The sequence below is a fragment of the Enterococcus sp. AZ128 genome, assembly GCF_051714485.1.
GTDB lineage: Bacteria > Bacillota > Bacilli > Lactobacillales > Enterococcaceae > Enterococcus_A.
Genome location: NZ_JBIORZ010000002.1, coordinates 1,158,505 through 1,171,708, shown reverse-complemented (window position 1 = coordinate 1,171,708; position 13,204 = coordinate 1,158,505). Strand labels below are relative to the sequence as shown.

The 13,204-nt window shown below is 39.2% G+C and carries 13 protein-coding genes; 5 read left to right on the top strand and 8 right to left on the bottom strand.

What is annotated here, in order from left to right; translation table 11 throughout:
- Positions 1 to 11 precede the first annotated feature (11 nt).
- The 5 genes from IGI38_RS17405 to IGI38_RS17385 all read right to left on the bottom strand — a co-directional run bounded on the left by IGI38_RS17405 (position 12) and on the right by IGI38_RS17385 (position 5,819).
- Positions 12 to 1,343 carry a PTS sugar transporter subunit IIC gene (locus tag IGI38_RS17405; protein ID WP_438732898.1) on the bottom strand — a complete coding sequence of 444 codons (1,332 nt, stop codon included), beginning with the start codon at positions 1,341 to 1,343 and terminating at the stop codon, positions 12 to 14.
- A gap of 10 nt (positions 1,344 to 1,353) precedes the next feature.
- Entirely contained in the window at positions 1,354 to 2,745 is a 1,392-nt protein-coding gene (locus IGI38_RS17400; RefSeq protein ID WP_438732897.1) for a 6-phospho-alpha-glucosidase, read from the bottom strand.
- Positions 2,746 to 2,846: 101 nt separating this feature from the next.
- The gene (locus tag IGI38_RS17395) at positions 2,847 to 3,503 is read right to left on the bottom strand and encodes a MurR/RpiR family transcriptional regulator (protein WP_438732895.1); all 657 of its coding nucleotides are present in this window, start codon (positions 3,501 to 3,503) and stop codon (positions 2,847 to 2,849) included.
- Between the two features lie 96 nt (positions 3,504 to 3,599).
- Positions 3,600 to 4,127: a GNAT family N-acetyltransferase gene (locus IGI38_RS17390; protein WP_438732893.1), complete on the bottom strand. Its 528-nt coding sequence runs from the start codon at positions 4,125 to 4,127 to the stop codon at positions 3,600 to 3,602.
- A gap of 129 nt (positions 4,128 to 4,256) precedes the next feature.
- A complete protein-coding gene (locus IGI38_RS17385; RefSeq protein ID WP_438732891.1) occupies positions 4,257 to 5,819 on the bottom strand; it encodes an NlpC/P60 family protein in 1,563 nt (520 codons plus the stop codon).
- Positions 5,820 to 6,114: 295 nt separating this feature from the next.
- Here IGI38_RS17385 and IGI38_RS17380 point away from each other — a divergent pair, with 295 nt between their 5' ends.
- On the top strand, positions 6,115 to 7,020 hold the full coding sequence (locus tag IGI38_RS17380) for a GIY-YIG nuclease family protein (RefSeq protein WP_438732890.1): 906 nt from the start codon (positions 6,115 to 6,117) through the stop codon (positions 7,018 to 7,020).
- Positions 7,021 to 7,098: 78 nt separating this feature from the next.
- The gene (locus tag IGI38_RS17375) at positions 7,099 to 7,602 is read left to right on the top strand and encodes a GyrI-like domain-containing protein (RefSeq protein ID WP_438732888.1); all 504 of its coding nucleotides are present in this window, start codon (positions 7,099 to 7,101) and stop codon (positions 7,600 to 7,602) included.
- Positions 7,603 to 8,107: 505 nt separating this feature from the next.
- On the opposite strand, the gene IGI38_RS17370 is transcribed toward IGI38_RS17375, so the two are convergent.
- Positions 8,108 to 8,722: a histidine phosphatase family protein gene (locus IGI38_RS17370; RefSeq protein ID WP_438732886.1), complete on the bottom strand. Its 615-nt coding sequence runs from the start codon at positions 8,720 to 8,722 to the stop codon at positions 8,108 to 8,110.
- A 389-nt stretch (positions 8,723 to 9,111) separates the two neighbouring features.
- Between IGI38_RS17370 and IGI38_RS17365 the strand changes: the two genes are divergently transcribed.
- Together IGI38_RS17365 and IGI38_RS17360 are read left to right on the top strand one after the other, a co-directional pair.
- Entirely contained in the window at positions 9,112 to 9,372 is a 261-nt protein-coding gene (locus IGI38_RS17365; protein WP_438732884.1) for a DUF6442 family protein, read from the top strand.
- A 103-nt stretch (positions 9,373 to 9,475) separates the two neighbouring features.
- Positions 9,476 to 10,210, top strand: coding sequence for a YdcF family protein (locus IGI38_RS17360; protein WP_438732882.1), 735 nt, complete (start codon positions 9,476 to 9,478; stop codon positions 10,208 to 10,210).
- 163 nt (positions 10,211 to 10,373) lie between these two features.
- Here the strand turns inward: IGI38_RS17360 and IGI38_RS17355 are convergent, their stop codons facing one another.
- Positions 10,374 to 10,628 carry a hypothetical protein gene (locus tag IGI38_RS17355; RefSeq protein ID WP_438732880.1) on the bottom strand — a complete coding sequence of 85 codons (255 nt, stop codon included), beginning with the start codon at positions 10,626 to 10,628 and terminating at the stop codon, positions 10,374 to 10,376.
- 340 nt (positions 10,629 to 10,968) lie between these two features.
- On the opposite strand from IGI38_RS17355, the gene aspD reads away from it, so the two are divergent.
- Positions 10,969 to 12,564, top strand: a complete 1,596-nt coding sequence (gene aspD / locus IGI38_RS17350) for an aspartate 4-decarboxylase (RefSeq protein ID WP_438732878.1) — start codon at positions 10,969 to 10,971, stop codon at positions 12,562 to 12,564.
- 55 nt (positions 12,565 to 12,619) lie between these two features.
- On the opposite strand, the gene IGI38_RS17345 is transcribed toward aspD, so the two are convergent.
- Complete coding sequence (locus IGI38_RS17345; RefSeq protein WP_438732876.1) at positions 12,620 to 13,153, bottom strand: phenolic acid decarboxylase; 534 nt, start codon at positions 13,151 to 13,153, stop codon at positions 12,620 to 12,622.
- Positions 13,154 to 13,204 lie beyond the last annotated feature (51 nt).

Here is a 13,204-nt window from a genome sequence, read left to right as displayed (position 1 = left end):
ATAATTAAATTTTACACATTGACACTCACCGTTTGTTTTTCAACACTGATGGCTTCTTCAGGTTCTTCTAACTCTTGCTCATCAGCTAAATATTGTCGATCTAGTGTTTTTATAAATGGATAATAGATACAACCTGACAGGATCGAGACGATAATCTGCAACACCCCGCCTTTCCAACTGCTGGTCATCAACCAGCCGCCAATAAATACTGGCGTTGTCCAGGGTATCGTAACACCGGTTGGATAGGGAACTAAGCCGCTGGACATCGCCATCCAAGAAACAAGAATCGAAATTAATGGTGCCAATACAAATGGAATCAGCATCATTGGATTCAAGACGATCGGCAGTCCAAAAATGACGGGCTCATTCACATTGAAAAAACCAGGCAGCATTGATAATTTTCCTAAATCTTTTAGCCGTTGCGAGCGGCATTTAAATGCCATGATCAATGTTAAGGGAAAGGTTAATCCTGTTCCACCTAGGTAAATAAAGAAGTTTGCGTAATCCATTGTTCCAATAAATGGTCGGATGAGACTTTCGCCTTGTTTAAAAATTTCCAGATTTTCAAATTGGGCCGCGTACCAAAGCGGGTCCATCACTGCTCCTACTACTGCTGTCCCATGAATACCAAAGAACCAGAAGAACGTATTGAAGAAAGACGCAATCGTGGTTCCCACCAAAGTCGACCCAATCCCGACTAAAGGCTTCTGTACAATATCAATCAGGAAATTAGTAAAGGTGCCATATGAGGTAGCCTCAAAACCCAAACGAACAATCAGAAAGATCGGAATAATGATCGCTGCCGGAATAATCGCCGAAAATTGGTTTGAAACAAAATCAGGAACACCCTTCGGCATTTTGATTCGAATATCGTGTTTGATCAAAAAGGCATAGAGCTCTCCACAGATCACGGCTGTAATGATCGCCATGAACAGGCCCCGCGCTTCAAAATCAGAAGCGCTGAATCCGCCATCCTTTGTCTGCACCAGCAAAACAAAGAAAGAACAAATTGCTATGACGATCGCTGGTGTCGCGTTCACCTGATTCTGCTCGCAAAGAGAATTGGTAACACCAACGATGGCTAACAACGACATCAATCCAATCGTGGAAGGAACAACAATTTCCCAAGCCCACTCAGTCCAGACATCTCCCAACGTATTAACCATGAACTCCTGAAAAATCGGAACAGGAAAATCCGCGATAATAATGCAGACTGATCCAAAAATAAGAATCGGCAAGGTTGCCATCAAGCCATGACTCAAGGCAGTCAAATACTTATTCCCTGCCAATTTATTTGCAAAAGGCGTTAAGGATTTATCAATTAAATTTGTGAAAGCTTCCATCGTAATCCTCCTAACTAAATGTTGGGAAATACTGTCCGTTTGCCTCAATATATTCGTTTAAGATCGTCTTCGCTAAATCCGTATCAACCACCGTTCTGTTCGCAGCTAAAGCCTGCAGACATTTTTGATAAGACCCTTCCAAAGTCGCCTCAACAGTTAATTTTTCATACGCGTATTGCGATTCCAACAACCCTTTTTCAAACGTACCGATTGGGCCATACGCCAATGGCTGAGCACCATAAGACCCTACCCGACAAGCAACCTCCAGCATCATCCCGTCTTCTAAGTTTGGAATGACACCATCATTTTTGACCATCAGTAAGAAAATGTCATGTTTGTTGTATGCGAGACTTTCTGCTAATTCAATAATATAGGTTGCATGAGCATCATTATTGGCTACCGACGCTTTCTCATTTTCATTATCCGCATTTTCCCCGTAGCGCAAATCTAAATCATGCTTCGTTCCCTTCATTTTGCCTAACTCGATGATCTCGCGACAATAAGCGAAAACATTCTTTTCACGATTATCCATCACATAATTAGCACGAGTATAATTTGGATCACTATGCTCTACCATTTCTTGCGGGTATAGATAATATTGCATATACGTATTAGGCAACGAATAAGGATAATCCTTAACCATTTTCTCCAGATGATTAAAGGTGAAATTCCAGTACTCATCATTTTTAGCAGTAAAGCCCAACTTGTCGCTGGCGTTTCCAGATAATAATTCCTGCAAGATTGTCGGTAGAACATCTTCCCCAGTCTTTTTATCGTACATCGCCGTAAACCAGCCGAAGTGATTCAAACCAAAGTAGCGCGGTTCAACATCCTGACGTTTTTTATCAGCCAGTGGACAGAAAACATCCATGATATCGATTGGCATGTCGCAAATGTTAATGATCCGATGGTCATCTGGGAACAATAACTTACACGCTTCTGCCACGATTGCCGCTGGATTGGAATAATTTAAAATCCACGTTTCCGGCGAGTAGCTTCGAATGTCCTCAATCAATTCTTTCATTGCCAAGACACTGCGGATTCCATATGCAAATCCACCCGGCCCACAGGTTTCCTGCCCGATTACACCATACTTCAAAGGAATTTTTTCATCCTGTTCACGCATGGATAACCCGCCAGCCCGAATCTGAACAAAAGCAAAGTCCATCCCTTTAAAGGCCGTTTCCTTATCGGTGGTATAAACATATTCTTCCAATTCAGGATAATATTCGCGAAATAATACCTCACCATATTGCCCAATCGGTTCTTGGCGTTCTTCATCGTTATCATAAAGAACAATTTTTTTCACCGGGAAGGTTTCCTTTACTAAACACATTAACTCCATCATGTCAGGAGTATACGTGCTTCCGCCTCCCACAAATACAACATTAAACTTTTTCATCTGACCTCATCCTTCCTTTTTGCTGCGCTCATTTCTTGTATCTGAATTCACTATACAACAGCCGGAAGGATTAAAATTTTTTAGACCAGTTACAATTGTAACTACTTGTTGAGCTCCAATAAAATGTATTCAAAAAGTGCTAAACACTTGCTATCAAAAAGATCTGGCATATTCGGTTCACGTTCTGTTTCTATCATTTGTGTGTGTGAAACATGTCGACCAATCGAACTATCTGCCGCCGCAGTCAATAGTAGTGAAACGGAGACATTCGACTTTATTTTCTTAGCAATTTCTAAAACATCTTCGGTTTCACCGCTTTTACTAATAAAAATAACTAAATATTCTTGATAAGGTATCGTCATGTCAATCGGCGAACTGCTATTTACAAATAATCCTAGTTTTGAAAGTTTCTTTTGCAGATAATCCGCAATAATCGCCGAATAACCGATTCCGAAGACAAAGATGATCTTATCTGAGAATTGCTTGATCAAGTCAGCTAATTTATGAACCTCTCCCTGATCAAAAAGAGCGATTTCAGAATGACTGGCTGTCTTTCCTAAGCGTTGCTTATATTTATTAACATAAATCATTTCGCTAAATCCTGAATACCCCAATTTTTTAGCAAATTTAACGATATAGGTCGTCGAAACATAATTTTCTTCGGCGACCTTTGTCAATTTAGGCAACTCGCCTTTCGCAACCGCTCTCATTATTTTTTGATAGATTTTATGCTCCGTATGATTGAGTTGATAGACCATCGTGTCCCACCCTTTTTTATTATCATTATAACATTTGAGCGATTTCAAGCATTTTATCTCTAAAAAAAAATTGATGAGATTAAATGGTCTCATCAACTAGTGATTAACAGTTAGTTTCAGAAGATAGGACGGATGCTCCAAACCAGTTGGTTCATAATAATTCCTTGATAGAAATTGAAAGCCTACCTTTCTCAATAATTTCTCAGAAGCGTGATTATCTGGATGATGTCCCGCAAATAAAGCAGATAAATCTGTTCTAGCCGTTGCATAATCAATCACTCCTTTTGCTCCTTCCTCAGCGAAACCATTGCCCCACGCGAAAGGCAGCAAATGAACCCCAAACTCAGCAATCTGATTTTCTAGATCATAGGCATGCAGACCGCAGCAACCAATAAATTTTTCCTCTCTTTTAAGAAATAATGGCCAATATTGTAACCCGCATTCCTTTTGACTCTCGATCTCGAACCGCAATCGCTGAGTGATTTGTTCAGTAGAAAAAGAGCCGTTCTTAGTAATAAAATGAGTGACCATTTCATCACCCCATAATGCTTCAGCCAGTGATAGATCGATCTCTTCCCAATGGGAAAAAAATAATCGTTCCGTTTCAATGTGTTTTGTTCGCATCAGCTGCCTCCTAATGTATGTAAATGCCTACTCACATTGTAGCGAGCATTATTACTATATTTCAACAAAAAAATATCCAAGCAGACTAAGTTTTTTTTAGTCTCCTTGGATATTATTTTTAAGTTACTTTTAGTATACGCGAACGCCGAAGTCAGGTGTGTAGTATTGAGTTGAACCGTATTTCACGTTTTCACCTGGTTGTGGTGCGTGAATGTATTGGTCTCCCCCTGCTGAGATGGCCACGTGGTACGTAGAACCTTGATCACCCCAGAAAAGCAAATCGCCTTCTTGAGCTTGATCAACTGAAATCTGAGTACCAGAAGATTCTTGCGCAACTGTCCAAACACCGATATCTTCTCCAGTTACTTGCTTGTAGACGTATTGAGTAAGACCAGAGCAATCAAAACCGCTTGTGTCTTTTCCGCCCCAAACATAAGGAGTGCCAATGTATTTTTCAGCTTCTTCAACAACTTGTTGTCCCCGAGTAGTATCAGTTGTTTGTTGTTCTTGTTGCTGGTTTTGTTGTGTTTGCTGCTCTTGCTGTTGTTGATTTTGTTGTTGTTGCTGTTCTTGATTTTGATTCTGTTGTGTTTGTTCCGGTTGTTGTTCCGGAGTTTGCACTTCAGCTGGCGCTTGTTCTTGCTGCACAGGTGTTTGTGCTTCTTGAACTGGCGCTGTCGCTTCTGGCTGTGCTACTTCCGTAGTTGCTGCCGATACTTCTGGTGTTGGCGTTACATCCGAAATTGGTGTAACATTAGCAACTGATTGATCAACAACTGGAGTTGCAGTTGCAACCGGAGTTGCTTGAACTGCTGGAGCAGCTTCTTGAGTCGTCGTCCCATTACCGACAACCACATTTTGTCCAGCGTAAATATTGCTGTCGTCAATGTTGTTCCAGTCAGTAAATTCTTGAACACCGATTCCAAATTCGTTCGTGATAGAATTAACTGTATCACCAGATTGAACCGTATATTCTGTTGGCTGAGCTGGTGTTTCAGCAGCTGGTTGTGCCACTGGCGGTGTTACTGGTTCAGTCGCATCATAGCTGGTTAAGTCATGTTCTTGAATCGTTGAAACTAATTTTTGAACATAGCTTTGATCGTCATTGAAGCGACCTTCTAATGCTGCGGCAGCTGTTTGGTAGTCCTGAGCGTTACTACGCCAAGTTCCACTAAAATAATTTTCGTTGCCATCGCGAGAAGTTGTCTTGATGATCTCAATATAGTCTTGGATTGCTTCTTTATAAGAACCATATTGTTTTAGTTCTTTCTTTTCAGTCTGACCGGTTTCTGGGTTCTTCTTGTCTAGCATTGCAGACTTGCCTTGATATTGACCTTCTAAACCAAATAGATTGTAATAAGGGGCTTGTGCGTAACTATCTTGTCCCCAATCACTTTCAATGATGGCTTGTGCGATCATAATCGAAGCGTAAAGATCATGTTTTTCGGCTAACGGTTTGATTTCACTTGAAATTTCATTGATAAAAGCTTTTTTATCAACATTTGACGTAGTTGCAGTCGTTTTTCCTTCAACAGCTTCTACTTCATGGGTGTTTAGTAATGGTGCCGCTACCGAAACCGTTACTAAGGCAGTACCGACCACAGCAGACCCCTTTTTAAGGTAGCGATAATTAGTGGTCTTCTGTCGTTTCTGTTGACGCAGTTCGCGTCGGGTTAGAACTTTATTTGACATTTAACATCTCTCCATTCTCTCTCTCATTGCTTTCTTAACATAATTAATTATAACACAATAGAAATGGTTGGTCATTGCTCATGAACTGCATTTTTTGATATTTTAGATTATTTTTTCAGAGAATAGACCAAAAACACCTATTTTTCAATTAATTTCAAAATTCTAAAAAAATTGATTCTGGAACAGCACTTTTAAAAGTTATTATAAAGTCTTTTTTGTTAAATCGAACAATCGAGGTGAGCATATGCTAAAAGAAAAGATTAAGAATCTACCAAAAACGCCTGGAATCTATAAAATGAAAAACAGTCGAGGTGAGATTATTTACGTTGGAAAGGCCAAAAATTTGAGGCAGCGAGTCAGTTCCTACTTTATTCAAAACAAACAGCATTCACGAAAAGTTCAAGAGATGGTTCGGTGGATCGTGGACTTTGATTATGAATTGGTGGATACAGAATTTGATGCGCTCTTATTAGAATGCCATTTAATCCATCAAATTCGTCCACGATATAATCGAATGATGAATCATTATGAAGGCTATGGCTACTTTCAGTTCATAGACAGATCCCCCTACTTGAAAGTCCTGAACGAGTGGGATGAAAAAGGACTAGTGATCGGACCCTTTTACAAACAGAGTAAAATTCAAGAATTGAAACAGATTATCAATAGTACATATCGCTTGGATGGTCCCTTAAAATATGTATCTGGAATAGTAAAAAACTATGATGAAATCTCCCCTGAAGCAGAATTCGAACTACGGATTCAAGAAATCAAAGAAACACTTTTAGGGACGTCTACCGCCCTTCTTACCCGAATCGACCAACGCGTTCAAGCTGCAAGTGAGCGACATGATTACGAAGGTTCCGCTCAATGGTGGGAGAATTATCTAACCGTACAACGCTTTTTACGTCGGAATAAACAATTGATTCAAATCATGCAAAACCAAACGTTTGTCGGAATTCTGCCAGAAGCTGGAACCTACTATTGCTACCTCTATGTAAAAGGCGAGCTGTTGAATCGGGTTGTTTATCAACGTGAACCTACGTTTGAGCAAGCAAAGAAGCGCTTAGAAAGAAACGTTTCTATTAAAACATGGCAACGGCTTAATGCTAAAGAACGTTTAGAAAAAGCTGATGTCGACCTTTTTCCTATCTTCTTTAATTACCTGAATCAGCACGGGCAAGTCTTAGGATTTCCCGCTTGAGCAAAATAGTTCCTGTTTGTATTCGATTTCAATCCTTGTTACAATCAGCGTAGGGGTTTTTAGAAACGGGGGATGACTATGCAAATTGAGAAGATTACTAAACCAGCACAAACGATCGTGTCGATGTCCACTCATATTTCACATGAGCACATACCAGCTTATATCGGGACTTCTTTTATCGAACTGTTAGAATATATACAAAAAAACGGAGCGGAGCTGGTAGGAACACCTTTTATTTCCTATTTGAACTTAGACGAAACGGGACAACCCAAAGACGAGCTCTTAGATGTCGAGATCGGTTTTCCTATTAATGAAGAGATCCCTTCGACAGAAAAATTCCAAAGCTATGTACTGCCCAGCTATCAGGCAGTAAGGACACTCTATGTTGGTGATTACGATGAATTGACTGATTCCTACAGAGAATTGATTGAAGCCATCAAACAGGAAAATGGTATCTTCACCTTCCGAAGTTATGAATACTTTCTGACAGATGCGTCCGTTCCTTTAGAAGACCAAGAAACCATGATTGAACTCACCTATCACTTAAAACGTAAGGACCTGTTTACAGCTCCTTCTCACTAACATTAAAATAGAATGTGAATCCCTTCGATGAAAATTTCGAAGGGATTTTTTTAATTTTTGTCTTTTGAAAGTCTCCAGGTCTATCAAAATTCTGTTTTTTTAATTTTTGTATCTTATTTCAATTGCTTAATAAAAAAACACTTTTCAAAAAAGCGGCAAAAAGTTTTTTAAAAGTTATTTATAATTCCAATCCTACTTGATGTTGAAAATTAAGAGAAACTCTTCGATGTTTATCTTTTATCCAATCATATGTAAGTAAAAATTAAGCGTCATAGCCGATTTTCACGTCTTTAACTGATGTTCTTTTTTATTATTTTGCACATCATAAAAAAGCCTAAAAATAACTGAAACGATCATTTAGGCTTTTTATCATAATATATCCACATAAATAACTAGTTCTTTTTGAAAATGCTCAAAACACACCAATAGTCGTATAAATCGAATTTAAAGATTCTCTTTCAAGGATATTCTCTGGCATTTCTGCCATTAATCATTTATTGCTGCGCTAAAACGTTTGACCCCAAGTTTTGATTATTGTTTCTTCTTTTGAATGATTTAGAATCGTTAAACTTGAATTGTCTACAATCCCACTTTCACGAATCTTCGCTAAGGGAACTCCCTTTAACGTGTTCAGCAACGCCATCAATAGGATTCCGTGACTGACGACTAAAACATTATCACTTGGATACTCTTTCGTTACTTCTTCAATCACTTTTGTACTGCGTGCGATTAAACTAGGATAAGATTCTGCCTGAAATTTCTCAGCCGCAAACAAATCTGGACGTGTTCGATAATTTTTCAAATCTTCAGGATAGGCTTCCGTAATTTGATCGATCTTCTGTCCATCCCAATCACCTAAACGCATTTCTCGCAAGCCTTCCATCACCTTCACTGTTGGCGGTTGAGTATTTTCTGCTAAAATAATTTTTGCAGTGGTTTGTGCGCGCATTTGCGGTGAAGTCAACGCCAAGTCAAACTGAACTGTTTTGAGCGCCTGTCCCATGCGCTTCGTCGCCTCTACTCCAGATGGGATCAAAGGGGAATCGACAGTTCCGCCATTGAATCGCCCTTCTGCATTAATTTCAGTTTTTCCATGACGAACAAAATAGAATTGTGTCACACTCTCACTCCTCGTATCGTACTAATCTTGTATTTGTTCTCCAGGTCGGATAGTATCATCATCGACTGCTTCAATAGTTCCCTATTTACTAGTAAAGTTGCCGAAGCAGCTTTCACCCACCAAGTATACACCAATAATCAGTGATTTATACCAAAAAGATAGACTGAATCAGATAAAACCCTAAAAATAACTGTTTTATACAAGAGAACGCTCGTATATGCGTGACATTGTAATCGGATTCATTTATAATAAAAACAACAATGTACATGATATTGACCCATTTTCACTTAATACGAACGCGACCTATACTTAAAATCACCAAAATTTTAACTCAGAATTAACTTTATAATTAGCATGAGTGATTAATCTTTTAGATTGGAGGGCAACGCATGGAAAAAGAAAGAAAACAGACCAGCACTGATTTGGCGCTAGCAACAGCCGGGATTTTTAGTTTGATCCTTTTCAGTATCCTAATGCTGGCACGTGTTGTCGAGCATCGCGAAATAATGGATCTGTCTAGTCTCTTCACAGGTGCTGCCGCTGCCTTTTGTTACGGAAAGTTTCTTTGGATCAAACAGAAATCCTGGTTGACCTTATCCGTTGTACTGCTGGCCTTATGCCTATTCTTTTTTATTCGCTATTTATTCTAACTAAGCAACTGTCGGCCTCACTTTGCCGACAGTTTTTTTCTGTCTAAATTTTTGCTACTATTATAGAAGGTATTATTCTGACTTATTATCTAAGGAGGCCATTATGTCTGATTTTTCTATACTCGTGGATTATCTAACGACTATTCCAGAAAATCCAAATTTTCAATCTGATACTTTACTAATCGCTGGCAACAGCCTGCCAAATTTAATTGTTGCTGCCGCAAAATTCTGTGAGCAAGATTCAAGTATTCAACGCGTTGTTTTTGTCGGCGGGATCGGTCATGGTACCGCCCCTCTGATCGCAAACTGTAAAAAAATGTATCCAGAGCTGGTTCGAATAGACTGGGAACAGCTTTCAGAGGCTGAAATCACTGAGGAGATCTTTTTGCATTATTGCTCGCGTAAACTCACAGTAATGTTGGAAAAGAAATCAACCAATACTGGAGAAAATGCCCGCTTTTCGTTTGAGCTTTTTAACCAAGAGACACCAGAAAATTTTTGGCTAGTTCAAGACCCGCTGGTACAAAAACGGACTCAGATTACCTTTGCCAAAGAATGGGGGCTGAACCTATCAGCTATTCAACCACTCTTTTTTGAACAGCCTAAACTGATTGATTTCGTTGTATATCCGCATTTTGAAAATCCTGAAATGGACAGCTGGTGGTCACCTAATTATTTCTTATCTTTAGTTGTTGGCGAGATTCGCCGTTTGAATGATGATGATGAAGGGTATGGTCCAAATGGGATGGGCTTTATCCCCCATGTAGACGTGCCAGAGAATGTTTTAGCAAGTTATCGAAGCTGTCAAAAGTTTTTAGAACATATTGAGCGTAAATAAATCAATAAAATCGCCGCTTTCTTGTTGTGAAAGCGGCGGTTTTTTACATTATTTGTCCGTTTGTACGAATATAATTTCCTTTTGCAATTTGAGATTTTACAGCTGTAACTCATTAAATCTTCGCAAAAAAAAGAAGCTCTCCTAAAGAGAACTTCATAGCTGTCTAATGAATAGCTGTACTCACAAAACCTGCAACTTTATCAAACAAATCACCGAAGAAACCTGAAACGCTTTGCCATAATCCGCCAAAATTCGGGTTAGCGATAAAATTTTGTACTTGAGAAATCACTTGGTCTTTATACACATAAATAATAAAGAGCAAAAACAACACACCGGCAATGCGCCATAAAACTGAGCCGACCTTTACGACAAAGAAAACCAATAACGCGATAAACGCAAGAGCAATCAATTGATCCATCTCTGAATCCTCCTTTTTATAAATCTATATATATTTTACTGTTCAGCAATTTTCTAAACGATTAACTTATAAGGTTATTATGCATCTTTTTTTTATTTTTGGCATGGGTCGTAAGTCTGATATCTGTTCGGGAAAATCGCCGAATAAAGAACTCTAAGAATCCTGTAAGCGCTGCTTACATCGCTATAGCAAGGGTTTTGACAAGTTTCGAAAGAAAACAATGTTTATTTCTTTGGATTTTAACAGAAATTTTCTCATAAACTCTAAGCGTATTTACGCTGTAATAAAAATTATTCTCGTTACTATAGAATCAAAATAAAGCGTAGAAGGAGTCGTATTTGTGTCGACAATTACAGAACAAGCCTTAGAAGAATTAAGTCCCTTTGAATTAAGTCTCTTTTTAGAACAAAAGATTCACGAAAATAAAAATGTTACCAACCTTCTGAATGCCGGTCGAGGCAATCCAAACTGGACCGCCCCTACCCCACGAGAAGCCTTCTTTTTACTTGGTCAGTTCGCCACACAAGAAACATTATTTGGTCCTGGCGAATTAACAGCCGGCATGATCCAAGCTGATATCGGCCGTGGTCAACGATTCACTGAGTTTTTAGCTGCTCATCCTGGCAAAGGTGCTGACTTTTTAAAAAAAATCTGGTTCTCTGATAATAATTATCTAGGAATGCCAAAAGAAGCTTGGCTGACTGATATGCTGGATCATATCATTGGAGACAACTACCCTAATCCGGTTCGTTGCCTAACAGCCTGCGAAGGCCCAATCAAGGCCTATTTGAACCAAGAACTTTTTTCCGACAGCAAAACAACCTTTGATATTTTTGCCGTAGAAGGCGGAACAGCGGGCATCTGTTACATTTTTGACACGCTGCTCAATAATTTTCTATTGAATCGTGGAGACAAAATTGCCTTAATGCTGCCAACCTTTGCACCCTACTTAGAAATTCCTGAATTGCCAAAATACGCGTTTGACATCGTCAAGGTTCAAGCAAAACAAACAATGATCGATGGCAAAATGACTTATCAGTATCCTAATGAGGAAATTAATAAGCTGCGGGATTCTGAGATCAAAGCAGTCTTTGTAGTAAACCCAAGCAATCCGACAGCAAATGCGCTGGCCCAACCAACGATCGATTTACTGAAGGATATCGTAGCAACAGATAATCCTGAATTGATGATTTTAACCGATGATGTCTATGGGACGTTTGTTCCTGTCTTTACGTCGCTATTTTCAGAGATTCCTTACAACACAGCCTGCATCTATTCCTATTCAAAATATTTTGGTGCAACTGGCTGGCGTGTCGGTACCATTGCTGTAGCCAAACATAATTTGTTTGATGAATTGATTGCTAACTTGCCACAAGAAAAGATCGAGCAATTAAATGAACGTTATGCTTCCTTGACTGCTGATCCAACAACGATTACTTTCATTGATCGGATCGTTGCAGACAGTCGTGACGTAGCCTTGAATCACGCAGCTGGTCTTTCAGCGCCACAACAAGTTATGATGGTGATGTTCAGTTTGTATAGTTTATTAGATGAAGGCAAAGCTTATAAAGCGGAAGTAATGGATATTTGCCGCCAACGGGAAAAATTATTGTTCCATACTTTAGGCCTGCAGGAACCTTTAGAAGATTTAGACACCGCCTATTATTGCGAAATTAATTACGAAGACTGGTCCCGAAAACGTTACGGTAACGCCTTTGCGGATTACTTAAAAAATAAATGGACAGTAACAAAGGTGTTAACCTCACTAGCAGAAAAAGAACAACTAATGCTGTTGAAAGCGAATGCCTTTGGCAGCAGCGAATGGGCCGTTCGCGTTTCCTTAGCGAATCTCGCCACCAATCAATATCCAGAAGTCGGCAAACGGATTATTCGGCTAACCGATGACATTCGCGACCAATGGATGAAAACGAAATAATAAAAAAGTTCAACACTCTATTTTTAGAATGTTGAACTTTTTTTATCTAATTCTACTATTTATTGATACGATGATAGTTTTCATCATAGTATTTTCCAGTTCGAATATCTTCTGGCATTCCCTCATATGGCGCCTCGCTGATAACGTCTTCGTTATCATCTCCGGCTTCTCCGACATACGTAATTTTTGCAAATTCTGGAACCACTAATTTAGGATATGTCTCATATTTTTCTCTGGCTGCAATCATTTCATCGATGTGATCATTTTGGAAGGTCACCGTGATTTCAGGATGTTCTTCCACCCATTTTGGAAAGAAGATCGTTCCATGAAGCTTCTTTTCATTTGGAATAAAATCTAGTGCGACATCTGTTCCAGTAGGCTCTGTCCAAGTAATTTTATACACGCCTTCCGTCAATAGATCCATTTGTACCTCTTGGTCTTTCACCCAGCGTCCAGCAACCATTCCACCATGAATTCGATAATCTACAGTATGCTCATTTTTTGCGTACCACTCATATTCCCAACCATTATCATACGTATAAATAAAGTGTGTGCCGACAAAGTCTGCCAATGTTTTAAATTGTTTCAATTTGATTCCTCCAATTTTTTACCACAAAATATGTAATTAATTACATGTTTC